The sequence below is a fragment of the Mycobacterium sp. pUA109 genome (assembly GCF_041287095.1).
Classification (GTDB): domain Bacteria; phylum Actinomycetota; class Actinomycetes; order Mycobacteriales; family Mycobacteriaceae; genus Mycobacterium.
Genome location: NZ_JBGGKS010000004.1, coordinates 17,471 through 40,660 on the forward strand (window position 1 = coordinate 17,471; position 23,190 = coordinate 40,660).

A 23,190-nucleotide genomic window follows, 5' to 3' on the forward strand; every position below is an offset into this window, starting at 1 on the left:
CTGTGTCTCCTTTAGCTTTTCTTCAACTGTTCGATGGCGGTCGCGAGTTCGGCGCCGGTCATCGGCTCCCGAGCCACCACAAAGATGGTGTCGTCGCCGGCGATGGTGCCGACCACGTCCGGTAACGCCGCGCGGTCGATCGCGCTGGCCAGGTAGTCCGCGGCGCCGGGCGGGGTGCGCAGCACCGCCAGGTTTCCGCTGGCGTCCGCCGACACCAGCAGCTCCCCCAGCAGCCGCGACACCCGTTCGGTACCGCCGGTGACGCCGCGCACCGGGCTGCCGTCTTCCGGCACCACGTACACCCCGACACCACCGTCGACGCCGCGGAGTTTCACCGCGCCGAGTTCTTCCAGGTCCCGCGACAGCGTAGCCTGCGTGACCTCGATGCCCTCGGCGGCCAGCAGCGCCGCCAGCTCACCTTGGCTGCGCACCGCTGCCGCGGACAGGATCGCCACGATGCGGGCCTGGCGCCCGACCCGGGTGATGCTGGCCTCGGCCGGGGTTTTCTCCTCGGCGCGACTCACTGGTGGCGCTCCAGCAGCCACACCAACAGCGCCTTTTGGGCGTGCAGCCGATTTTCGGCCTCGTCCCACACCGCGCTGCGCGGCCCGTCGATCACCGCGTCGGTGATTTCGTCGCCGCGGTGCGCCGGCAGGCAATGCAGCACCACCGCGTCCGAATCGGCGCGGGCCAGCAGTTCGGTGTTGATCTGGTACGGCCGGAACGGTTTGACCCGGTCCAGCCCGTCGTTCTCCTGCCCCATCGACGTCCAGGTGTCGGTCACCAGCACGTCGGCGCCGTCGGCCGCGGCGTGCGGGTCGGCGGTCACCGTCACCGCAGCGCCGGTGTCCGCGGCGCGGCGCTCGGCCGCCGCGACCACCGCGGGGTCCGGCTCGAATCCCGCGGGTGCGGCGATCGTGACGTGCACGCCGGCGGTGACCCCGCCCAGCAGCAGCGAGTGCGCCATGTTGTTGGCGCCGTCGCCGAAGTAGGACAGCCGCAGGCCCGCCAGCGCGCCCTTGCGCTCGGCGACGGTCTGCAGATCGGCCAGCACCTGGCAGGGATGGAACTCGTCGGAGAGCGCGTTGACGATCGGCACCGTCGCGGTGCTGGCCATCGCGGTCAACCGGTCCTGGGCGTAGGTGCGCCACACGATGGCGTCGACGTAGCGGGACAACACCCGGCCGGTGTCTTCCAGGGTTTCCTCCCGGCCCAGCTGGGTGGAGCGGCCGTCGACGACGACGGCGTGGCCACCGAGTTGGGCGATGCCGATCTCGAACGAGAAGCGGGTGCGGGTGGAGTTCTTGTCGAAGATCACCGCCACCCCGCGCGGGCCGTCCAGCGGACGCCGCGAAAACGGCGCCGCCTTCAGTTCTGCTGCCAGGGCGAGGATTTCGGCCTGCTCGTCGGTGCTGATGTCATCGTCGCGCAGGAAGTGGTGGGTCACTGGGCGGCCTCCTGAGCGGTGTCCAACACCCCGGGCAGCGCGGCGAGAAAACCGTCGATCTGCGCTTCGGTGATGATCAGCGGCGGAGCCAGCCGGACCACGCCCGGCGCGGCGGCGTTCACCAGGAATCCGGCGTCGCGGGCCGCGGCCTCAACGGCTTTGGCCCGCGGCGCGGTCAGCACCACACCCTGCAGCAGGCCCTTGCCGCGCACCTGGTCGACCAGCGGATGGTGCAGTTCGTCGATGCCGTGGCTCAGCGACTTGCCGAGCATCCCGGCCCGCGCGATCAGGTCGCCGTCGGCCAGCGCCTGCAGGACCGCCAGGGCGGCCGCGGTGCAAACCGGGTTGCCGCCGAAGGTGCTGCCGTGGCTGCCCGGAGTCAACAGGTCCCCGGCCGCGCCGACCGCCACGCAGGCGCCGATCGGCAGGCCACCGCCGAGCCCCTTGGCCAGGGTGACGATGTCCGGGGTGATGCCGTCGTGCTGGTGGGCGTAGAACGCGCCGGTGCGCCCGACGCCGGTCTGCACCTCGTCGAACACCAGCAGTGCGTCGTGCGCGGCGGTGATGCCCCTGGCCTCGGCCAGGTATCCGGCGGGGGGGACGACGACGCCGCCCTCGCCCATGATCGGCTCCAGGAACACCGCCGCGGTGCTCGAATCGACGGCGGCGGCAAGGGCTTTGGTGTCCCCGTAGGGCACGTGGGTGACGTCGCCCGGCAGCGGCTCGAACGGCGCGCGTTTGTCGGGTTGGCCGGTGAGCGCCAGCGATCCCATCGTCCGGCCGTGAAAGCCCCCTTGGGCGGCAACGATCTTCGTCTTGCCGGTGAGCCGGGACATCTTGAAGGCCGCCTCGTTGGCCTCGGTGCCCGAGTTGCAGAAGAAGACCCGCGCCGGCGCGCCGAGATGGTCGACCAGCGCCTCGGCCAACGCGATGCCCGGCTCGGTGGCATACAGATTCGAGGTGTGCCCCAACGTGTTCAGCTGGGTGGTGACGGCCTCGATCACCGCCGGGTGCCGGTGCCCGAGCACGTTGACCGCGATGCCGCCGAGCAGATCGACGTAGCTGTTGCCGGCCTCGTCGGTCACCACCGCACCGTCGCCGCTGACCAGCGCCAGCGGCGGCGTGCCGTAGTTGTTCATCATCACCGCCGACCAGCGGTCTTGCAGCGTCATCCGTTTACCACCTTGGTTCCGGTGCCCGCGTCGGTGAACAGCTCCACCAGGACACAGTGTTGGACTCGCCCGTCGATGATGTGGGCGCTGGGCACCCCGCCGGACACCGCGCGCAGGCAGGCTTCGACCTTGGGCACCATCCCGCTCTGCAGGGCGGGCAGCAGCTGCGCCAGCGCCGCGGTGTCGATTTCGCTGACCAGCGAGTCCCGGTCCGGCCAGCGGGTGTAGAGGCCGTCCACGTCGGTGAGCATCAGCAGCTTTTCGGCGCCCAGCGCTTCGGCCAGCGCGGCCGCGGCGGTGTCGGCGTTGATGTTGTGCACCACGCCGTCGGTGTCCGGGGCCAGCGTGGACACCACCGGGATGCGGCGCGCCGCAATGAGATCGCGCACCGCGTCGGCGTTGACCCGGTCGACGTCGCCGACCAGGCCGATGTCGGTGGCCACCCCGTCGACGGTGACGCTGCGCCGCACCGCGGTGAACAGCGCCGCGTCCTCGCCGGTGATCCCGACGGCGTACGGTCCGTGCGCGTTGATCAGGTTCACCAGCTCCCGACCCACCTGCCCGAACAGCACCATCCGCGCGACGTCGAGCACCTCGGGTGTGGTGACCCGGAAACCGCCCTTGAAATCGCCGGCGATGCCGAGGCGTTGCAGCATCGCGGTGATCTGCGGGCCGCCGCCGTGCACCACCACCGGGTGGATGCCGCAGTTCCGCAGGAACGCCATATCGGCGGCGAAGGCGTGTTTGAGGGTGTCGTCGGTCATCGCGTTGCCGCCGTATTTGACGACGACGATCTTGCCGTGCAGCTGCTTGAGCCACGGCAGGGCTTCAGCGAGCACCTGCGCCTTGATCTCGGTGGGTAACCCGTCCGTGCTCATGAGCTATACGCCGAGTTCTCTTCGACGTAGGCGTGCGACAGGTCGGTGGTGCGGATGGCGGCCCGCCCGTCGCCGAGGTCGAGGTCGACGGTGACGTGGACGTCGGGGCCGGACAGGTCCACGTCGCGCGCACCCGGGGCCGGAACGCCGCCGGCGAACACCGGTGAACCGTTGAACGCCACCGTGACCCGGTCCGGGTCGAGGGGGAACGGGGCCATCCCGACGGCGGCGAGCACCCGGCCCCAGTTGGGGTCCGAGCCGAACAGCGCGGTCTTGACCAGGCTGTCCCGGGCGATCAGCCGGGCGGCCAGCAGCGCGTCGTCCTCGCCGGGAGCACCGGCGACGGTGATGGTGATCCGTTTGGTGACGCCTTCGGCGTCGGCCTGCAGCTGGGCGCACAGGTCGTCGCAGACGGCCAGTACCGCGGCGTCGAGATCGTCCTGGCTGGGGGTGATCTCGCTGGCCCCGGAGGCCAGCAGCAGCACGGTGTCGTTGGTGGAGCAGCTGCCGTCGATGTCGAGCCGGTCGAAGGTGGCTGCGGCGGCGCGGCGCAGCGCCCGGTCCAGCGCCTGCGGGTCCGCGGCGGCGTCGGTGGTGAGCACCACCAGCATGGTGGCCAGCGACGGCGCCAGCATCCCGGCGCCCTTGGCCATGGCGCCGATCGTCCAGTTGTCGCGATGGTGCAGCGCCACCTGTTTGGGCACCGTGTCGGTGGTCATGATGGCCCGGGCGGCGGTGTCGCCGCCGGCCAGGCCGCCCGCCATCTCGTGCACGATCTCCGAGACCCCGGCCAGCACCGTGTCCATCGGTAGCCGGTCCCCGATCAGCCCGGTGGAGCAGACCGCGACCTCGATAGCGCCGGTGTCGGTGCCCCAATCCGACAGCGCCGCGGCGACCGCCTCGGCGGTGGCGTGGGTGTCCTGGAAGCCACCCGGACCGGTGCAGGCGTTGGCGCCACCGGAATTGAGGATCACCGCGCGCAGCCGCCCGGTGCTCAGCACCTGCTGACTCCACAGCACCGGCGCCGCCTTGACCTGGTTGCGGGTGAACACCCCGGCGGCCGCGTAGTCCGGGCCCTCATTGAACACCAGCGCCAGATCCGGCGCCCCGGAAGCCTTGATGCCCGCGGCGATCCCGGCGGCCCGGAATCCTTCCGGCGCGGTGACGCCCTGCTCGCGCACGATTCGGGTGTTGCTCACGGCGCCACTCCTACCGTGGAAAGCCCGTCGGTCTCCGGCCAGCCCAGCGCCAGGTTCATCGACTGCACCGCGGCACCGCCGGTGCCCTTGACCAGGTTGTCGATCGCGGCGATCGCGATGAACGTCGCGGCGTCCTCGTCGACCGCGACGGTCAGGTGCGCGGCGTTGCTGCCGATCACCGAACCGGTCCTCGGCAGCTGCCCCTCCGGCAGCAGGTGCACGAACGGTTCGGCGTGGTAGGCCTTTTCGTAGGCGGCGCGCAGCTGCGACACCGGGGTGTGGGTGCGCGCCGTGCAGGTCGCCAGGATGCCCCGGGCAGCCGGGATCAGCACCGGCACGAACGACACGGTGACGTCCTTGGCGGTGACCGCCCGCAGTCCCTGCCCGATTTCGGGGGTGTGCCGGTGGGCGCCGGCGATGTTGTAGGCCCGCGCCGAGCCGATCACCTCCGAGCCGAGCAGGTCGGTTTTGGCGGAGCGGCCCGCGCCGGAGGTGCCGCTGACGGCGACGACGGTGACGTTCGGCTCGATGAGGTCGTCGGCGAGCGCCGGCAGCAGCGCCAGCAGCGCCGCGGTCGGATAGCAGCCCGGCACCGCGATGCGGCGGGCGCCGCGCAGCCGGTCCCGCGCACCGGGCACCTCCGGAAGCCCGTAGGGCCAGGTGCCGGCGTGCGGGGAGCCGTAGAACCGTTCCCAGTCGGTGGCGTCGTTGAGCCGGAAATCGGCGCCGCAGTCGACGACCAGCGTGTCCGGGCCGAGTTGGTCGGCCAGCACCGCCGAATGGCCATGCGGCAGCGCGAGAAACACCACGTCGTGGCCGGCCAGCACGTCGAGCTCGGTCGGTTCCAGGACCCGCCCGGCCAGCGGCAGCAGGTGTGGATGCTGCTCACCGATGGTGCTGCCGACGTTGCCGGCGGCGGTCAACGCGCCGATGGTCAGCCGGCCGTCGGTGTAGGCCGGATGCCCGAGCAGCAACCGCAGGATCTCACCGCCGGCGTAGCCGCTGGCACCGGCCACCGCTACCTTGATCGCTTTGGTCACTGCGCGATTCTGCATGATTATGCACGTAGATGCAAATTCATTAAATCGTCGGCGCCAGCGGACGGCGGAGCGCCTCGAACAGCCAGCGCTGTGCAGCGCCAACGGTAGCCGCCCCGCCCGCGATCTCGGTGACGAGATCCCAATACCGACCGATCCGCGGATCGTTGTCGACGCCCGCGGTCCCGATGAGGGCACGTCGGAACCCAGGTGTGTCCTTGGCGCGGCGGGCCCGCGCGTGGGCAGCAACGAATCTGTCCACGGCGGGGCCGGGTGACGGCGTCTGACCGGCGAGCACAAGCGGCATGGCCATGTCACACGCTTCGGCGACACCGGTGACGAGTTCACGACGGTCGCTGATAGACGTCGGGTCGAATCGCCACAGCTGTTGGGCCATCGCCGAGCCGAACGCCGGCTGTCGGGCGAGCGCGACAAGTTCGGCATACGCGACGACTCGGGCCGGACTCGGCTCCCCCGGCGGTTGCGGCACCGTCATCTCCACGAACCCGTCGAATGTGTCGGGCGACGTCGCTCCCGCGAACAGCCGCCGCCAGAACTCGACGAGCACGCTGTGCCCACGCCGTCCGTCCTGCACGGCGGACAGCAGCTGCAGCCGCAGGGCCCGATCGTGCGGCGCCGCGTGCTCGACCGCAGCCAGCGAAGCCCGCCGCCACGCCAGCATCGCCAGTTCGGTGTCCACTGCGGCCCGTTCCGCGGTCACCGCCGCCCCGATCGACATCCGAGCGGTCAAGACGTCGCTGATGGTGTCGAGGCCGAGGCCGAGTGCCCGGAGCCGCCGGACCAGAAAAAGCGACTCGACGGCGCCGGCGTCGAAAAGCCGGTGCCCGCCGGAGCTGCGACGCGCCTCAAGCAAGCCTTCATCGCAGTAGTAGCGGATCGTCCGCACCGGTACCCCGGTGAGCCGCGACAACTCGCCGATGGTTGTGCTGTCCGTCACAGTCCCTTGAACCTCCACCCCACTGGAGTTCCTAGCGTAGGCATCAGACGAAGGGAACACCGGTGAACACCGAGGACATCTGGCGAGCCGTCGACGCCGAGCGGCGCAGCCTGCTGCACCTACTGGAACCCCTCACCGCAGCGGAGTGGGGCCACGCGAGCCTGTGCGAGCGGTGGCAGATCCGGGATGTCGTCGCCCATCTGGTGCTCGCGACCCGCGCCGGAGTCGGTCAAATCCTGATCAATCTGCTGCGGGCTCGCGGCAGTGTCGACCGCATGGTGGGCGATACCGCGATTCGCCACGCCGCGCAGCTCGGTGACCGTGCGCTGCTCGGCCAGATGCGCGGCACGATCGGGTCCCGCTTCACCGCCATCGGCACCACCCCGACGGATCGCCTGATGGACCTGCTCGTGCACGGCCAGGACATCGCGATTCCGCTCGGACGTGCTCGCGAGATGCCCATTGCCGCCGCGCGGCTGGCGATCGAACGGATCTGGAACCCACGATTCCCGTTCCGCGCTGCCGCGCGGTTGGCGCCCTACCGGTTGCGCGCAGTGGACACCGAGTGGGCGGCGGGCGCCGGCCCGATCATCGAGGGGCCGGTTTCGGCGCTGCTCCTGCTGGCAACCGGGCGCGAATCGGCTGCCCTGCCCCAGCTCGGTGGTGAGGGCGCGGAGTTGCTGCGGAACGGTTGACTCCTGTCGGCGGCTAACCCCGCAGGACGGCGCCGACGCGGTCGGCGGCGGCGGCCACCGCGGCGTCGCGGGCGGCGCTGGCCTCGTCTTCGGTCAGGGTGCGATCCGGCGCCCGGAACCGCAACGCGAACGCCAGCGACTTGTGCGCCTCGCCGACCTGCGGGCCGGTGTACACGTCGAACAGCTGGGCGTCCTCCAACAGCTCACCGGCCCCGTCGCGCACCGCGTCGAGCACCGCCTGGGCCGCCACCCCGGCGTCCACCACCAGCGCGATGTCCTGGAACACCGCCGGGAACGGCGACACCCGCGGCGCCGGCGTCGCCTCGGTGATCGGGACCGCGTCCAGGTTCAGCTCCACCGCGCAGGTGCCCTTGGGCAGGCCGGTCCGTTCGATCACCGCGGGGTGCAGCTGCCCGGCGTGCCCGATCACGGTGTCCGCGACCAGCACCGCCGCGCAGCGCCCGGGATGCCACGGCAGGTACTGGGCGGCGCGCAGCACCACCTGCACCCCGCAGGCCCGGGCGATGGTCCGCACCGCGTCGAACGCGTCGGCGGCCTCCGCGGGCCGGCCCGGACCCCACGGCCCGCGCCGCTCCCGCAGCCCGGTCAGCGCGACCGCGACGTGCTGCGGTTGCCGCGGCAGCGACGCGTCGACCGCCGCGATCTCGGCCTCGGTGGGCCGGCGGTCCACCGGGATGCGGTCCAGCCCGCCGCTGCGCTCGGTGGGCTGCACCACCTGGGCGAGGGCGTACACCGAGACGTCAACGATGCCGCGGGACACGTTGCGTCCCAACGCTTCCAGCAGTCCCGGCAGCAGCGTGCTGGCCAGCTGGGGGCGGTCGGCTTCGAGCGGGTTGAGCACCGCGGTGGTGACCCGGCGCGGGTCGTCGGCCGGCAACCCCCAGGCGTCGAAGACACCGGCCGGCAGAAACGGGGTGGGCAGCACCTCGACGTAGCCGTCCAGCGCCAGCGATTTGCTGACCGCGCGGCGCCGCCGCTGGACCGCGGTCAGGCCCCGCCCGGGCGGCGCCGACGGCAGCACCGACGGGATGGTTTCCAGCCCCTCCAGCCGCAGCACCTCCTCGACCAGGTCGGCGGGTTGCCGCAGGTCCGGACGCCAACTCGGCGGGGTGACGGTCAACGTGTCGCCGACGCGGTCCACCACGGCGCCGATCTGGGCCAGCCGCCGCGCGGTGGTGCCCGGAGGGTAGTCCACCCCGGCGACCCGGTCGGGCAGGTCGGCGGCGATCGTGATCGGCGGCTCGGTCCAATCGGCGATCGAGTCGCCGCGCGGCGGGTCGCCGCGCCAATCGGTCAACCCCGGTTCGGCCACCCCGCCGGCGATGTCGGCGAGCAGCGCGGCGCAGCGGTCCAGCGCGGCCACCGAGATGCCCGGGTCCACGACCCGCTCGTAGCGGCGGGCCGCCTCGCTGGGCAGGTGCAGCCGACGCGCGGTGCGCGACACCGCCGCCGGATCCCACACCGCGGCCTCCAGCAGCACGTCGGTGGAGTCGTCGCGCATCTCGGTGGTGCCCGACCCCATCACCCCGCCGATCGCCGCGGTGGCGACGTCGTCGACGATCAGCACGTCGGCGGGATCCAGCCGGCGCTCGATGTCGTCGAGGGTGACCACGGTCTCGCCGGGCGCCGCGAACCGCACCGCGAAATCCCCGGTGATGCGGCCCCGGTCGTGGGCGTGCATCGGGTGCCCGAGTTCGAGCATCACGTAGTTGGTGGCGTCCACCGCCGGGGAGATGGCCCGGATCCCGCACAACAGCAGTCGCCGCTGCAGCCACCACGGCGACACCGCCGCCGGATCGATCCCGGTGACGCCGCGCAGCGCGAACCGGCGCACCCCGGTCGCCGCATCCACGGTCAGCGGCCAGGCCTCGCCGTCGGCGGGCAGCGCCGGCACCACCTGCGGGGAGGCGGGATCCACGAAGTCCAGGCCGTAGGCGCCGGCGATCTCGCGGGCCAGCCCGCGCACCGACATGGCATAGCCGCGGTCCGGGGTGATCGCCAGGTGGAACACCACATCGTCGAGGCCGAGGGTGGCGATCCCGTCGGCGCCGGGGTCGGCGGTGCCCGGCGGCAGCACCAGGATGCCGGACTGGTCGGCGCCCAACCCGAGTTCGGTGGCCGAGCAGATCATCCCGTCGGAGATGCGACCGTAGGTTTTGCGGGCGGCGATGGTGAAGTCCCCGGGCAGCACGGTGCCCGGCAGCGCCGCCACCACCAGATCCCCCACCGCGAAGTTCGTTGCGCCGCAGATGATGTCGCGGGGCGCGTCCTCGCCGACGTCGACCCGGCAGGCCCGGATCGGCTTTTTGAACTCGGTGAGCTCCTCGATCTGCAGCACCCGCCCGATCGTCAGCGGACCGCGGACCGGGCCGAGCGCGATCACCTCTTCGACCTCGTGGCCGATCCGGATCAGGGTCTGCTCCAGCTCGTCGGCGGGCGCCTCCCAGCCCGGCGCCCCGACCGCCACCACCTCACGCAGCCAGCTGTAGGGAACCCGCATCAGACACCGACCCCGAACGGCAACGAGAACCGGACGTCGCCCTCGACCATGTCGCGCATGTCCGGGATGCCGTTGCGGAATTGCACGGTGCGCTCCAGCCCCATGCCGAACGCGAAACCGGAGTACACGTCGGGGTCGATACCCACCGACCGCAACACGTTGGGGTGCACCATCCCGCAGCCGCCCCATTCCACCCAGCCGGGGCCGCCCTTCTTGTTGGCGAACCAGATGTCGAATTCGGCGGACGGCTCGGTGAACGGGAAAAAATGCGGCCGGAACCGGGTGCGCGCCGACGGCCCGAACTCGGCGCGCGCGAACGCGTCCAGGGTGCCGCGCAGGTGCGCCATGGTCAGGCCGCGGTCCACCGCCAGGCCCTCGACCTGGTGGAACACCGGGGTGTGGGTGGCGTCGAGTTCGTCGGTGCGGAAGGTGCGGCCGATCGAGACGATGTAGACCGGCAGCTCCCGGCCCAGCAGGGCGCGCACCTGCACCGGGGAGGTGTGGGTGCGCAGCACCTGGCGCGAATCCTCCGGCGCGATGTAGAAGGTGTCCTGCTCGCTGCGGGCGGGATGATCCACCGGGAAGTTCAGCGCGTCGAAGTTGAAGTGCTCGGCCTCGACCTCGGGGCCCTCGGCCAGCTCCCAGCCCATCGCCACGAAGGTGTCGGCGACCCGCTCGGCCAGGATCGTGATGGGGTGCCGGGCCCCGATCGGCGGCCGGGTCGACGGCAGGGTGACGTCGATGCTCTCGGCGACCAGCACCGCGGCGTCGCGTTCGGCCCGCAGCGCCGCCAGCCGCGCGTCGTAGCCGCGCTGCGCCTCGCCGCGCGCGGTGTTGACCCGCCGGCCGGCGTCGGCGCGGTCGGCCTTGGGCAGCGTCGCCAGCGCCTGGCGGGCCTGGGCCAGCGGCGACCGGTCCCCGAGGTGCTCGGTCTTGGCGCGGGCCAGCGCGTCCAGATCGGCGGCCAGGTCGAAGGCGTGCCGGGCCGCACTGACCGCTTTGGTCAAGGCCTCCTCGGACAGGTCGACGGGATGCTCAGCCACGCGGCGGCGTTCTCCTCACGGATGCCAGGGACTGCGGCACGGATGTGACGCAAGTGCTGATCATATAAGTGCGTGACGCGGCCGGTTCCGGCGCGCGGTCCAGCCGTCAGCGCGACAACGCCGGCTGGGCGGGCACCAACGCGACCAGCGGTGACCTGCGCGCCCAACGGCGGCGGGCGATCCGGTCGGCCGCCACCGCGCCCAGCGTGCCCAGGCCCACCCCGGCCAGCACCGAGACACCGGTGTGGGCCAGCACCACGAAACCGAACACCGCCGACACCCCCAGCAGCACGTAGCGCACCCGGGTCCAGCGGGCCGGCCGGCCCAACCGGGTGGCCACCAACATGCCCAGCAACAGCGCGGTGGCGTGCCCGACGTCGGTGAAGTCGGCGCACAATGCGGCCGTGCCCAACGCGACCGACACCCACCAGCCGATCCACGCCGGCCGCCACCGCGCCGGGATCGCCGCGGTCAACGCCCCCAGCACCGCGGCCGCCCCGTAGCTCATCCCGACATCGCGGGCGAAGCTGACCGACACCGGCAGCCAGCCCAGTTTCAGCGCGCCGGTCAGACCGATCGCCACCAGCAGTGTGGCCCCGATATGCCCGACCACAAACACCAGCGCCAACCGGCCGCTGCGCCACAGCAGCTCGGCCAGCGCCAGCAGGCACACCAGGCCCGGCAGCCACAACAGCACCGGCCCGCCCGCGGCATCCGGGACGAACGCGCTGCCCAGCAGCGTGGCCAGGTGCCCGTGGCTCAGGTTGTGCAGGTTGGTGCTGGCGTTGCGGATGACCTGATCCTGCGTCTGCGGCCCCAGCACCAGCAGCGTCGTGGCCACCGTCAGCAACGCCGTGGCGTAGCCGACCGTCACCCGGACCCGCGCCAGCCGGGATAACAATTCGATAACCATCGGGTACTACTATGCCTCGACGTCCGGCTCGTCGGGCTGGGGGGTACCTGGAAACTCCCTACGAGTTTCGAGCCGATACATCGCCAGTTCCGGCGGCACCCCGGTGGGTTTGGCGCCGAACACCTGCCGGCGCGCCCGCTTGGCGACCACCCCCAGCGCGTCCAGATCGGTCTGCGAGATCTGGTCCAGGGCGGTGCTGGACACCATGATGCCGCCCCGGGTGGCGCGCTCCATCACCCGGGCGGCGATGTTGACGTCGACGCCGAGCCAGTCGTCGGCCAGCCGCTGCGGTCGGCCGGTGTGGATCCCGACCCGCATGCGGGGGGTGTGCCCGTCCACCTCGACGGTTTTGATGGCGTCCCGCGCGGCGAGCACCGCACCGACGGCGACCAGCGGGTCCCGGAACACCGCCATGATCCCGTCGCCCATCCGTTTGACGATGTGGCCGCCGGCGTCGAGCAGCGGCGGTTCCACCGCCTGGGCCACCCGCCGCAGCAGGGTCAGGGTCGCGTCGTCGCCGGCCCGCAGCGACCACGTCGAGAAGCCGACCAGGTCGGTGAACACCAGCGTCACCTCGGGGTTGGCCGGCCGGCGCGACACCCGCTCGGTCAACGCCTGCCAGACCTGCAGCGCGCCCAGGCTGACCTCGCGGGAGGCCGCGCCGCGATCCCCCATCAGCCGGTCGGCGGCCCGGGCGGCGGCGCGGGGGCCGCCGTCGCCGGCGGTGGACAGCGGGTCACCGAATTCGGGGTCACCGGGCAGCACCCGTCGGGCCCGGCGGATCGCCTCGATCAATGCGGGACTGTTGTTGGTGTTGCGCAGCCACGCCGCCACGCCGCTGACCGACAGCGGGGAATGCCGCGGCGACGGGATCGGATCCGGCATGGTCCCCACCTTCTCGAGAGTGCCGGACCCCTGATCAGAGGGCTCGCGGTCCACTTGCGCCAGGGTATGTGGCGCGCGCCGTCACCGGCAACGCCGCGCGCAGTGGTGTCCACCACGCGCATCCGGCAAACACCCTGGTCACGGCGTTACTACGGCAGTGTAGCCAGCCGGCAACGACACCCCGCGACGCGTCGCGGAAATCATCGACAACATGTGTTGTCAACATTATCGTGGGGGGTACCTGCCCACCAGGAGGCCGTGATGAACACCCCGTCGCCGACGTCCACCACCGCTCCGCCGCGTCGCGGCCAGGCCGATCCGGCGCCGCTGGGCCCCGATTCGCTGACCTGGAAGTACTTCGGGGACCTGCGCACCGGGCTGATGGGCGTGTGGATCGGGGCGATCCAGAACATGTATCCGGAGCTGGGCGCCGGCGTCGAAGACCATTCGATCCTGCTGCGTGAACCGCTGCAGCGGGTGGCGCGCTCGGTCTACCCGATCATGGGGGTGGTCTACGACGGCGAGCGCTCGGCGCAGACCGGCGAGCAGATCAAGAACTTCCACCACACCATCAAGGGCGTCGACGGCGCCGGACGGCGCTACCACGCGCTGAATCCGGACACCTTCTACTGGGCGCATGCCACCTTCTTCATGCTGGTGATCAAGGTCGCCGAATACTTCTGCGGCGGGCTGACCGAGGCCGAGAAGCGGCAGCTGTTCGACGAGCACGTGCAGTGGTACCGGATGTACGGGATGAGCATGCGGCCGGTGCCGGGGTCCTGGCAGGAGTTCTGCGAGTACTGGGACCGCAAATGCCGGGAGGAGCTGGAGATCAATCAGGCCACCCTGGACATCTTCCACATGCGCATCCCCAAACCGAAGTTCGTGCTGATGCCGACCCCGGTGTGGGATCAGTTGTTTAAGCCGTACCTGGCCGGCCAGCGCTGGATCGCGGCCGGGCTGTTCGACCCGGCGGTGCGGGAGAAGGCGGGGATGCGCTGGACACCCGGCGACGAGGTGCTGCTGCGGCTGTTCGGCAAGGCCGTCGAGGTGGCGTTCCTGTTCGTGCCGGACGAGATCCGGCTGCATCCGCGGGCGCTGGCCGGCTACCGCCGCGCCGAGGGCCGCATCCCGGCGAACGCGCCGCTGGTCGAGGCGCCGGCGTTCATGGCGCCGCCGCGGGACCGGCGCGGGCTGCCGATGCACTACTTTCCGCGGCGCAAGTCCCTGGTCGAGCGGGCCGGGTCGCTGGTGCACACCACCTTGTCGCTGGCCGGCGGGCGGGCGACCCGGGGCCGCAGCAAGGCCGCCTGAGATTGCGCCGACCGCGGCCGCGCCGACTGTGCGGTCGCATACGGTTTGGGCGCTCAAAGCGTAGAAAACCGCACCGTCAGGAACGCTCGGGTGCGGGCGCGCCTAACCGCTGGGCGCGGGCGCTTTGGTAGAGGCAGATCGCCGCGGCGGCGGCGACGTTGAGGCTCTCGGCACCGCCGGACATCGGGATCCGCACCCGGTGGTCGGCCAGCCCGGCGACGTCGGCGGACAGGCCGTGGGCCTCGGGCCCAAACAGCCAGGCGGTCGGCCGGGCGAGGTGGGGTTCGGCGTCGTCCAGGGACAGCGGGCCATCCAGCGCGGTGGCCAGCACCTGCAGCCCGGCGTCCTGCAACGCGGCGACGGCGGCGGGCGGATCGGGCACCTCGACGACGGGGACGGAAAACATGCTGCCCGCCGAGGCGCGCAGGCACTTGCCGTTGTACGGGTCGACGCTGTTGGCGGTCAGCAGCACCGCGGCGGCCCCCATGGCGTCGGCGACCCGGATCAGGGTGCCGGCGTTACCGGGTTCGCCGACCCCGACCGCCACCGCGATCAACCGGGGGCCCGCCGCCAGCACGTCGGCCAGGTCGGTGCCCGGCGGTTCGCACACCGCCACCAGCCCGGACGGAGTCACGGTGTCCGACAACGCCTTTGCGGCGCGTTCGGTCACCAGGTGCACCGGCAGGCCGGCTAGCAGGGCGGCGTGCCGCTGCGCGGCGACCTCGGTGGCGAAGATGTCGCGCACCAGGCCGCGCCGCGCCGCGGCTTCCACCAGGTTGGGGCCTTCGACCAGGAACCGCTGGGCGCGGCGCCGACCGACATGCCGATGCAGTTTGACCGCCGCGACCACCCGGGCCGAGCGTTCGGTGAGCATCGGCGCTAGGCGCTCAGGCGGCCTCGCCGGACGGGGCGTTGACGTCCTCGGGCAGCGCCGTGCGGGCGACGTCGACCAGCGCGGTGAACGCCTGCGGGTCGTCGATCGCGATCTCGGCGAGGTTCTTGCGGTCCACCTCGACGCCAGCGGCCTTGAGCCCCTGGATCAGCCGGTTGTAGGTGATGCCGTTGGCGCGGGCCGCCGCGTTGATCCGGGAGATCCACAGCTTGCGGAATTCACCCTTGCGGGCGCGACGGTCGCGGTAGGCGTAGGTCAGCGAATGCAGCTGCTGCTCTTTGGCTTTACGGTAGAGCCGGGACCGCTGGCCACGGTAGCCCTTGGAGGCCTTCAGGACGGTGCGCCGCTTCTTCTGGGCGTTGACTGCCCGCTTCACGCGTGCCATGGGGTGTTCCTATTCTTGTTCGGACGTCGGTGTTTAGCGCGGTGGGTAACCGCTCGTCAGCCGTTGAGCATCTTGTTGACACGCTTGGTGTCGTTAGCCGCCACCTCGGTGCGACCGGCCAAGCGCCGGGTGCGTTTGGTGGGCTTGTGCTCGAGCAGGTGGCGGCGGTTCGCCTTCTGGCGCACGATCTTGCCGGTTCCGGTGCGCCGGAACCGCTTGGCGGCACCACTGTGGGTCTTGGCCTTGGGCATGTGTCCTCAGTTCTGTGGTCAGTTCGACGACGGCTTGGTCTCGCCGGGGGCGGGTTGGACCCCGGCCGCGCCGGCTTGCTCGGCGGCCTTGGCGCGGGTCTTCGCACCGCGATGCGGCGCCAGCACCATCGTCATGTTGCGGCCGTCCTGTTTGGCGGAGGTCTCCACGAATCCGTAGTCGGCGACGTCGGCGCCCAGACGCTGCAGCAGCCGATACCCCAGCTCGGGGCGGGACTGCTCGCGTCCGCGGAACATGATGGTGACCTTGACCTTCGACCCCGCCTCCAGGAAGCGGACCACGTGACCCTTTTTGGTCTCGTAGTCGTGGTCGTCGATCTTGGGTCGCAGCTTCTGTTCCTTGACGACGGTCTGCTGCTGGTTCTTGCGAGACTCGCGCGCCTTCTGTGCCGTCTCGTACTTGTACTTGCCGTAGTCCATGATTTTGCAGACCGGCGGTCTGGCGTTCGGGGCGACTTCGACAAGGTCGAGATCGGCATCCGCGGCGACGCGAAGGGCATCTTCGATGCGCACGATGCCTACCTGCTCCCCACCCGGCCCGATCAATCGGACTTCAGGTACGCGGATGCGCTCGTTGACGCGGATCTCAGTGCTGATGGGACCTCCCTGGGTAGTCTTTCGCTCACGACCGCCGCCTGATCGATCCCCGAATCAGCTGGTGAAAGTCGCCCCATCAGCGAAAAAGCCCTGCATGAAGCAGGGCCCGATGCCGACCGATCGTGGCCTCCGGTCAAGGAAAGCCACCTGCGCGCCGCGCAGAACGGGCATCATCCGATGCCTGTGACCGGACCGTTGCGCCGATTCGGCCAACGGTGGGAGTGGGACTCCACTTGCTGTCCTGGCGTTCGCCGGGACGGTCGCGCATGCCAGTCTAGCAGCCATGAAGCCCAACCCTGACATCCAACCGACCAGCTCCGGCACCCCGCCGGTGCGGGAGCTCGCCGAGATCCCCGCCGTGGAAGTGATCACCCGGTCGGCGGTCATGTTGATGAGCGCCGCCGCCGAGAAACTCGGCTTGTCCGCGGAGGACCCCGACGCCAGCCCGCACCGGGACCTCGACGAGGCCCGGCGGCTGATCACCGCCCTGGCCGGGCTGGTGACCGCGGCGGCGCAATATCTGGGACCGCACGCCGGTCCGCTGCGCGACGGCCTGAAAAGCCTGCAGCTGGCGTTCCGGGAAGCCAGCGCATCGCCCGACGAACCCGGGCAGGGCCCCGGCGAAAAGTACACCGGCCCGGTCCGGTAGTCGGCGTGCCCGGTTCCCGTTCACCCAATTCTCGGTTTGAGTGAATATCCTCGCGGCTTATGACCCTTACCGTGTCACGCGCGCAGCGCGCGGCGGCCACCCGGTTTCACTGGGTGCCGTCGGCTGCCGGCTGGATCGTCGGCCTGACCGCCACCCTGTCACTGCTGGGAAGTGTGTCGCCGCTGATCCGGTGGATCATCAAGGTTCCGCGCGAGTTCGTCGACCACTACCTGTTCAACTTTCCCGACACCAGCGTGGCCTGGGCGTTCGTGCTGGCCCTGCTGGCTGCCGCGTCCAGCGCCCGTAAACGCATCGCGTGGTGGCTGCTGCTCGGCAACCTGGCCATCGCCGCCGGATGGAACGTCGTCACCCTCGCCACCGGGACGCCCACCACGGTGGGCCGGGTCGGTGCGATCGTCGGTCTGGCCCTGCACGCGGTCGCGATCACGCTGCTGCTGCTGGCCTACCGCGAGTTCTGGGCCAAGGTCCGGCGCGGGGCGCTGCTGCGCTCGGCGGTGACGTTGGTCGCCGGCTGGGCGGTCGGCATCGCGGTGTCCTGGGGGCTGGTCGAGCTGTTTCCCGGAACCCTGCAGCGCCCGTTCCGGTTGCCCTACGTGGTCAACCGGGTGGTGGGTTTCGCCCTGGTCGAATCGGATTTCTTCGCCGGCAAACCCGATGTGGTGCTGCGCACGGTGTTCGGGATGTTCGGGGCGTTGGCGCTGATCGCCGCGGCGATCGTGCTGTTTTTGTCCCAGCGCGCCGAAAACGCGTTGACCGGCGAGGACGAGTCCGCGATCCGCGGCCTGCTGGAGTTGTATGGGAAAAACGATTCGCTGGGCTACTTCGCCACCCGCCGGGACAAGTCGGTGGTGTTCGCGCCCAGCGGCCGCGCCGCGATCACCTTCCGGGTCGAGGTCGGGGTGTGCCTGGCCAGCGGTGACCCGGTGGGCGATCCGCGGGCCTGGCCGCAGGCCATCGCCGCGTGGCTGCAGCGCTGCCAGACCTACGGCTGGACGCCCGGCGTGATGGGCGCCAGTTCGCAAGGTGCGCAAGCGTTCCGCGAGGCCGGACTGAACGCGCTAGAACTCGGCGACGAGGCCATCTTGCATCCGTCGAGCTTCCGGCTGTCCGGCCCGGATATGCGCGCGGTGCGTCAGGCGGTGACCCGCGCGCGCCGGGCCGGCCTGACCGTGCGGTTCCGTCGCCACCACGACATCCCCGCCCAGGAAATGGCCCAGGTCATGCAGCGCGCCGACGCCTGGCGGGACACCGATTCCGAGCGCGGTTTCTCCATGGCGCTGGGCCGGCTCGGCGACCCGGCGGACGCCGACTGCCTGCTGGTCGAGGCGGTGGGGCGCGACGGCGCCGTGGTGGCGATGCTGTCGCTGGTGCCGTGGGGGCAAAGCGGTGTTTCGCTGGATCTGATGCGCCGCTCACCGCAGTCCCCCAACGGCACCATCGAGTTGATGGTCAGCGAGCTCGCCTTGCAGGCGAACGGCATTGGCATCACCCGCATTTCGTTAAACTTCGCCATGTTCCGGTCGGCGTTCGAGCAGGGGTCGCAACTGGGCGCCGGCCCGGTCGCGCGGCTGTGGCGGCGGCTGCTGCAGTTCTTTTCGCGGTGGTGGCAGTTGGAGACGCTGTACCGCTCGAACATGAAATACCAGCCGGAATGGGTGCCGCGCTACGCCTGCTACGAGGACGCCCGGCTGATCCCCCGGGTCGGCATCGCCTCGGTGATCGCCGAGGGTTTCCTGGTGCTGCCGTTTTCCCGGCGCGGTGAACAGCACACCGGTCACCACACCTCGGTGCCGGACACCCTGATGTCGACCGGGCTGTTGCACCACGATGGCTCCGCCCCGGACCTGTCCGGGTTGCCGGCCGACGTCACTGACGTTGGCACGCGGGGCTCCCGTTTACCCGAACAGGTGCGGGTACGGCTGGCCAAGCTGAAAACCCTGCGGGACCGCGGCATTGACGCCTACCCGGTGGGGCAGCCGCCCAGCCACACGGTGGCCCAGGCGCTGGCCAGCGACGCCGCGGTGGTCTCGGTGTCCGGCCGGGTGCTGCGGATCCGCGACTTCGGCGGGGTGCTGTTCGCCCAGCTCCGCGATTGGTCGGGGGAAGTGCAGTTGCTGCTGGACAATTCGGTGCTGGCCGACGGCCGGGCCGCCGATTTCAGCGACGCGATCGATCTCGGTGACCTGGTGGAGGTGACCGGGCAGCTGGGTTCCAGCAAGACCGGCACCCGGTCGCTGATCGTGCACAGCTGGCGGCTGATCGGGAAATGCCTGCGCCCGTTGCCGGACAAGTGGAAGGGCCTGACCGACCCGGAGGCCCGGGTCCGCAGCCGCTACGTCGACCTGGCCGTCAACACCGACTCCCGGGAGTTGATCAGCGCCCGCAGCAGCGTCCTGCAGGCCGTCCGGCAAACCTTGTACGCCAAGGGCTTTCTCGAGGTGGAAACTCCGATCCTGCAGCCGATCCACGGCGGCGCCAACGCGCGCCCGTTCGTCACCCACATCAACGCCTACGACCTGGACCTGTATCTGCGGATCGCGCCGGAGCTGTACCTGAAGCGGTTATGCGTCGGCGGGGTGGAGCGGGTGTTCGAGCTGGGCCGCGCGTTCCGCAATGAGGGCGTCGACTTCAGCCACAACCCGGAGTTCACCCTGCTGGAGGCCTATCAGGCGCACGCCGACTATCGGGTGTGGATCGATGGCGCTCGGGAGCTGATCCAAAACGCCGCGCAGGCCGCCCACGGCGCCCAGGTGGTGATGCGGCCCACCGACGGCGGCGGCCTGCAGCCGGTGGACATCTCCGGTGGCTGGCCGGTGAAGACCGTCCACGACGCGGTCTCGGAGGCGCTCGGGGAACACATCGACGCCGACACCGAGCTGGCCACCCTGCGCAAGCTGTGCGACGCGGCCGGCGTGCGCTACCTCAAGCAGTGGGATGCCGGGGCGGTGGTGCTGGAGCTCTACGAGCATCTGGTCGAAGACCGCACCGAGGCGCCCACCTTCTACACCGACTTCCCGACGTCGGTGTCCCCGTTGACCCGGCCGCATCGGTGCCGACCCGGGGTGGCCGAGCGTTGGGATCTGGTGGCCTGGGGGGTGGAGTTGGGCACCGCCTACAGCGAACTCACCGACCCGGTGGAGCAGCGGCGGCGGCTGCAGCAGCAGTCGCTGCTGGCCGCCGGCGGGGACCCGGAGGCCATGGAGCTCGACGAGGACTTCCTGCAGGCGATGGAGTACGCGATGCCGCCGACCGGGGGGCTGGGGATGGGCATCGACCGGGTGGTCATGCTGATCACCGGGCGCAGCATCCGGGAGACCCTGCCCTTCCCGCTGGCGAAGCTGCGCTGACCGGCCGCACAGCCGACTCACAGAAACGCAGCTCAGGATGGAAGGGTGACAGCTTTGGCGGCTGCCGCGGCATCGCTGGCCGCTGAGCACACCTCGTTGATGCACGGTTGGCTGCCGATCACCGTGCAGGCGGTGACGGCGGTGGTGCTGCTGTCGGCGATCGGGTGGCGGTCGCGCCGGTGGCGGCGGGTGTGGCTGCCGGTGGCCGCGGCGGCCGGGGTCGCGGCGACCGCGGCGGTGCACTGGTACGTGACGGCCGGCGGCCTTGCCGACGACCCGGCACCGGCCACGTTGTGGGCCTGGATTGCGTTGACCGGTCTGGCGGCCGCGGTCGCGGTGCTGGGCTGGCGAAGCGCCCGGTGGTGGCGCCGCGGCATCTCGTTGCTGGCGGTGCCGGCCTGCCTGCTCAGCGCGGCACTGGCCCTCAATCTGTGGGTCGGCTACTTCCCCACCGTGCAGACCGCCTGGAATCAGCTGACCGCGGGCCCGCTGCCCGACCAGAGCGACCGGGCCGCGGTGTCCGCGTTGGCCGCCGCGGGCACGCTGCCGGCGCGGGGCCGGGTGTTATCGGTGACGATCCCGGCCGACGCGTCCCACTTCAAGCACCGCGGCGAACTGGTGTATCTGCCGCCGGTGTGGTTCACCCACAGCCCGCCGCCGACGCTGCCGACGGTGATGATGATCGGCGGCGAGTTCAACACGCCCGCCGACTGGTTGCGCACCGGCAACGCCGTGCAAACCCTCGACGACTTCGCCGCGGCGCACGGCGGCAACGCCCCGGTGGTGGTGTTCGTCGACTCCGGCGGCTCGTTCAACAACGACACCGAATGCGTCAACGGCCCGCGCGGCAACGTGGCCGACCATCTCACCAAAGACGTGGTGCCCTACATGATCTCGGATTTTGGGGTCAGCCCGCGCCAGCGGAACTGGGGCATCGTCGGGTGGTCGATGGGCGGCACCTGCGCGGTGGATCTGGCCGTGATGCATCCCGACATGTTCAGCGGGTTCGTCGACATCGCCGGGGACCTGGGCCCCAACGCCGGCACCAAGGCGCAGTCCATCGCCCGGCTGTTCGGCGGCAACGCGGACGCCTGGGCGGCTTTCGACCCGACCACCGTGATGACCCGACATGGCCACTACTCGGGTGTCTCCGGATGGTTCGACGTCAACGCCGCCCGGCCGGCGCAACGGCGGACCGAGACGGTGGCCAACACCGCCGCCACCGGCCACGACGCCCCCTCCTCGCCGGGCGCCCAGCTGGCCGCCGCCGAGTCATTGTGCACACTCGGCCGCACCCTGGGCATCGACTGTGCGGTGGTAACCCAACCGGGCAAACATGATTGGCCGTTCGCCGCGCAGGCGTTCGCCACCGCACTGCCCTGGTTGGCCGGGGTGATCGGCACCCCCGGGGTCCCCCGGGTGCAGCTGCCCGTGCCGTCGTCCCCGCACGTTCGGTGATTAGTCGACACCCTGATCAAAACTCGGGCGGCCGGGTAGCGCACCTGCGGGCGGCCGACGCCATCGTGAGGATGCCCCATCTGGCCTAGCTTGTCGGCATGCAGGTCTGGCTCGCCGACGGTTTCTTCATCAGCGCTGGACAGGGTGGTCGACAGATCATCGAGGTGTTAGCCGCGTTTGGCCTGACCGCGTTCATCGGGCTGGAACGCACCGTCCAGGGTAAAAGCGCGGGACTGCGAACCCAGACCATCGTCGGCACGTCGGCGGCGTTGATCGTGCTGGTCAGTAAGTGGGGCTTTAGCGACGCGCTGTCGGCCACGGTGATCCTGGACCCCTCCCGTGTCGCGGCCCAAATCGTGTCGGGTATCGGCTTTTTGGGCGCGGGGCTGATTATCACTCGACGCGGTGCGGTGCACGGGCTGACCACGGCCGCCGCGGTCTGGGAATCGGCCGCCATCGGGATGGCAGCGGGCGTCGGCATGCTGTTGCTCGCGGTCACCGTGGTGGCCCTGCACTTCGTCAGCGCGTTGGCGTTCCTGGTCGTGGAGCGGCAGCTCAAAGCGCGGCTGGGCGGCTCCGCCCGACTGCACGTCATCTACGAAGACAGCCGAGGTGTGCTGCGGCAGCTGCTGCAGATCTGCGGGCAACGCAACTGGCAGCTGATCGAACTGGAGGCCGACGTTCGCCGCATCAACGACGGTCAGGTCGGGGTGCGGATGATCCTGTCCGGGCCCAAGGTCGCCACCGCGACCCGGGTGCTCGCCGACGTCGACGGCGTCGCCGCCGTCATCCGCTCCGAACGGGAGCCGGACTGACACCGCCGCCGCCGTCCGACCGACGCCCGGCTAAATCAGGGACCGGCAACGAGATACGTTCCGTGGCCCTCGATGACCAGGCCGTCGTGGAACGTCAGCACCTCGTTGACCAGGTGGTCGTGCTGGTTGCGGTAGGCGATGACGACGGTGTCGATGCCCCGATAAACGCCTTCGACGACGAACCGGAGCTCGGGAAAGCGTTGCACGGCGGTGGCCCAGTACCGGCGCAGCGCGGGCTTGCCGCGCACCACGCCGCGCGTCGCGGGCAGCAGCTTGGCGGCCACCGGTGAGGTGAACACCACCTCGTCGTGGAAATCGCGCAGCACCGCGTCCACATCGTGGGAGTTCCAGTTTTCGCACCACCGCTGGCTGAAGGCAACCGCATCGAGGTCCATGGCGCGCACCGTAGCATCGGGGCGGCTCGCGACCCCAACGATTTTCGTGGGCGGGAGTACGGTGGCGCTATGCCCGACGAGACCAGCGAGCACCCCGAGTACACCGCCGACGGGGTTCCCACCTTCGACGCCGTACGGGAGAAGATCGAAACCCGGTACGGCACCGCCCAGGGCGCCGCGGAGTTGGACGCCGAGACCGCCGAGGGCGCGACGGTCGACGAGCAGTTCGAGGCCCGGCAACGCGCCGCCGCGCAGCGACTGGAGCAGATCCGGGCATCGATGCGCGAGAACAAGCCCTGA

23 protein-coding genes are annotated in these 23,190 nt (G+C 70.8%); 7 read left to right on the top strand and 16 right to left on the bottom strand.

The window, feature by feature from the left end:
* Positions 1 to 11: 11 nt before the first annotated feature.
* Genes ACAG26_RS05725 through ACAG26_RS05755 form a run of 7 tightly spaced genes read right to left on the bottom strand, consistent with a single transcriptional unit; the run spans position 12 to position 6,691 of the window.
* Positions 12 to 524, bottom strand: a complete 513-nt coding sequence (locus ACAG26_RS05725; protein WP_370480415.1) for an arginine repressor — start codon at positions 522 to 524, stop codon at positions 12 to 14.
* Positions 521 to 1,447, bottom strand: a complete 927-nt coding sequence (argF, locus tag ACAG26_RS05730; protein ID WP_370480416.1) for an ornithine carbamoyltransferase — start codon at positions 1,445 to 1,447, stop codon at positions 521 to 523. The genes ACAG26_RS05725 and argF overlap by 4 nt, the downstream gene beginning before the upstream one ends.
* The gene (locus tag ACAG26_RS05735) at positions 1,444 to 2,619 is read right to left on the bottom strand and encodes an acetylornithine transaminase (RefSeq protein WP_370480417.1); all 1,176 of its coding nucleotides are present in this window, start codon (positions 2,617 to 2,619) and stop codon (positions 1,444 to 1,446) included. Before ACAG26_RS05735 ends, argF begins: the two co-directional genes overlap by 4 nt.
* Positions 2,616 to 3,497, bottom strand: coding sequence for an acetylglutamate kinase (gene argB, locus ACAG26_RS05740; RefSeq protein WP_370480418.1), 882 nt, complete (start codon positions 3,495 to 3,497; stop codon positions 2,616 to 2,618). The genes ACAG26_RS05735 and argB overlap by 4 nt, the downstream gene beginning before the upstream one ends.
* The gene (gene argJ, locus ACAG26_RS05745) at positions 3,494 to 4,696 is read right to left on the bottom strand and encodes a bifunctional glutamate N-acetyltransferase/amino-acid acetyltransferase ArgJ (RefSeq protein WP_370480419.1); all 1,203 of its coding nucleotides are present in this window, start codon (positions 4,694 to 4,696) and stop codon (positions 3,494 to 3,496) included. Before argJ ends, argB begins: the two co-directional genes overlap by 4 nt.
* On the bottom strand, positions 4,693 to 5,751 hold the full coding sequence (gene argC, locus ACAG26_RS05750) for an N-acetyl-gamma-glutamyl-phosphate reductase (RefSeq protein ID WP_370480420.1): 1,059 nt from the start codon (positions 5,749 to 5,751) through the stop codon (positions 4,693 to 4,695). The genes argJ and argC overlap by 4 nt, the downstream gene beginning before the upstream one ends.
* Positions 5,752 to 5,776: 25 nt before the next feature.
* A complete protein-coding gene (locus ACAG26_RS05755; RefSeq protein ID WP_370480421.1) occupies positions 5,777 to 6,691 on the bottom strand; it encodes a MerR family transcriptional regulator in 915 nt (304 codons plus the stop codon).
* Between the two features lie 62 nt (positions 6,692 to 6,753).
* Between ACAG26_RS05755 and ACAG26_RS05760 the strand changes: the two genes are divergently transcribed.
* Positions 6,754 to 7,386 carry a maleylpyruvate isomerase family mycothiol-dependent enzyme gene (locus ACAG26_RS05760; protein ID WP_370480422.1) on the top strand — a complete coding sequence of 211 codons (633 nt, stop codon included), beginning with the start codon at positions 6,754 to 6,756 and terminating at the stop codon, positions 7,384 to 7,386.
* 13 nt (positions 7,387 to 7,399) lie between these two features.
* On the opposite strand, the gene pheT is transcribed toward ACAG26_RS05760, so the two are convergent.
* From pheT to ACAG26_RS05780, 4 genes are all read right to left on the bottom strand, one after another.
* On the bottom strand, positions 7,400 to 9,907 hold the full coding sequence (gene pheT, locus ACAG26_RS05765) for a phenylalanine--tRNA ligase subunit beta (RefSeq protein ID WP_370480423.1): 2,508 nt from the start codon (positions 9,905 to 9,907) through the stop codon (positions 7,400 to 7,402).
* The gene (pheS, locus tag ACAG26_RS05770; RefSeq protein ID WP_370480424.1) at positions 9,907 to 10,950 is read right to left on the bottom strand and encodes a phenylalanine--tRNA ligase subunit alpha; all 1,044 of its coding nucleotides are present in this window, start codon (positions 10,948 to 10,950) and stop codon (positions 9,907 to 9,909) included. The genes pheT and pheS overlap by 1 nt, the downstream gene beginning before the upstream one ends.
* A gap of 106 nt (positions 10,951 to 11,056) precedes the next feature.
* Positions 11,057 to 11,863: a rhomboid-like protein gene (locus tag ACAG26_RS05775; RefSeq protein WP_370480425.1), complete on the bottom strand. Its 807-nt coding sequence runs from the start codon at positions 11,861 to 11,863 to the stop codon at positions 11,057 to 11,059.
* A gap of 9 nt (positions 11,864 to 11,872) precedes the next feature.
* On the bottom strand, positions 11,873 to 12,748 hold the full coding sequence (locus tag ACAG26_RS05780; protein ID WP_370480426.1) for an adenylate/guanylate cyclase domain-containing protein: 876 nt from the start codon (positions 12,746 to 12,748) through the stop codon (positions 11,873 to 11,875).
* A 261-nt stretch (positions 12,749 to 13,009) separates the two neighbouring features.
* Here ACAG26_RS05780 and ACAG26_RS05785 point away from each other — a divergent pair, with 261 nt between their 5' ends.
* Positions 13,010 to 14,062: an oxygenase MpaB family protein gene (locus tag ACAG26_RS05785; RefSeq protein ID WP_370480427.1), complete on the top strand. Its 1,053-nt coding sequence runs from the start codon at positions 13,010 to 13,012 to the stop codon at positions 14,060 to 14,062.
* A gap of 76 nt (positions 14,063 to 14,138) precedes the next feature.
* On the opposite strand, the gene ACAG26_RS05790 is transcribed toward ACAG26_RS05785, so the two are convergent.
* The 4 genes from ACAG26_RS05790 to infC are packed head-to-tail and all read right to left on the bottom strand — an operon-like array spanning position 14,139 to position 16,205.
* Positions 14,139 to 14,936, bottom strand: a complete 798-nt coding sequence (locus tag ACAG26_RS05790; RefSeq protein WP_370480428.1) for a TrmH family RNA methyltransferase — start codon at positions 14,934 to 14,936, stop codon at positions 14,139 to 14,141.
* Positions 14,937 to 14,949: 13 nt separating this feature from the next.
* The gene (rplT, locus tag ACAG26_RS05795) at positions 14,950 to 15,339 is read right to left on the bottom strand and encodes a 50S ribosomal protein L20 (protein ID WP_370480429.1); all 390 of its coding nucleotides are present in this window, start codon (positions 15,337 to 15,339) and stop codon (positions 14,950 to 14,952) included.
* A 56-nt stretch (positions 15,340 to 15,395) separates the two neighbouring features.
* Positions 15,396 to 15,590, bottom strand: a complete 195-nt coding sequence (gene rpmI / locus ACAG26_RS05800) for a 50S ribosomal protein L35 (protein ID WP_370480430.1) — start codon at positions 15,588 to 15,590, stop codon at positions 15,396 to 15,398.
* Between the two features lie 18 nt (positions 15,591 to 15,608).
* Positions 15,609 to 16,205, bottom strand: a complete 597-nt coding sequence (gene infC / locus ACAG26_RS05805; RefSeq protein ID WP_083341664.1) for a translation initiation factor IF-3 — start codon at positions 16,203 to 16,205, stop codon at positions 15,609 to 15,611.
* A 283-nt stretch (positions 16,206 to 16,488) separates the two neighbouring features.
* On the opposite strand from infC, the gene ACAG26_RS05810 reads away from it, so the two are divergent.
* The 4 genes from ACAG26_RS05810 (at position 16,489) to ACAG26_RS05825 (ending at position 22,495) form a co-directional block, all read left to right on the top strand.
* Positions 16,489 to 16,854, top strand: a complete 366-nt coding sequence (locus ACAG26_RS05810) for a DUF1844 domain-containing protein (RefSeq protein WP_370480431.1) — start codon at positions 16,489 to 16,491, stop codon at positions 16,852 to 16,854.
* Positions 16,855 to 16,967: 113 nt separating this feature from the next.
* On the top strand, positions 16,968 to 20,222 hold the full coding sequence (lysX, locus tag ACAG26_RS05815) for a bifunctional lysylphosphatidylglycerol synthetase/lysine--tRNA ligase LysX (protein WP_370480706.1): 3,255 nt from the start codon (positions 16,968 to 16,970) through the stop codon (positions 20,220 to 20,222).
* Positions 20,223 to 20,267: 45 nt separating this feature from the next.
* A complete protein-coding gene (locus ACAG26_RS05820) occupies positions 20,268 to 21,680 on the top strand; it encodes an alpha/beta hydrolase (RefSeq protein ID WP_370480432.1) in 1,413 nt (470 codons plus the stop codon).
* A gap of 98 nt (positions 21,681 to 21,778) precedes the next feature.
* On the top strand, positions 21,779 to 22,495 hold the full coding sequence (locus ACAG26_RS05825) for an MgtC/SapB family protein (RefSeq protein WP_370480433.1): 717 nt from the start codon (positions 21,779 to 21,781) through the stop codon (positions 22,493 to 22,495).
* A gap of 35 nt (positions 22,496 to 22,530) precedes the next feature.
* Here the strand turns inward: ACAG26_RS05825 and ACAG26_RS05830 are convergent, their stop codons facing one another.
* On the bottom strand, positions 22,531 to 22,890 hold the full coding sequence (locus tag ACAG26_RS05830; protein ID WP_370480434.1) for a nuclear transport factor 2 family protein: 360 nt from the start codon (positions 22,888 to 22,890) through the stop codon (positions 22,531 to 22,533).
* Positions 22,891 to 22,959: 69 nt separating this feature from the next.
* On the opposite strand from ACAG26_RS05830, the gene ACAG26_RS05835 reads away from it, so the two are divergent.
* Positions 22,960 to 23,190, top strand: a complete 231-nt coding sequence (locus tag ACAG26_RS05835) for a hypothetical protein (protein ID WP_370480435.1) — start codon at positions 22,960 to 22,962, stop codon at positions 23,188 to 23,190.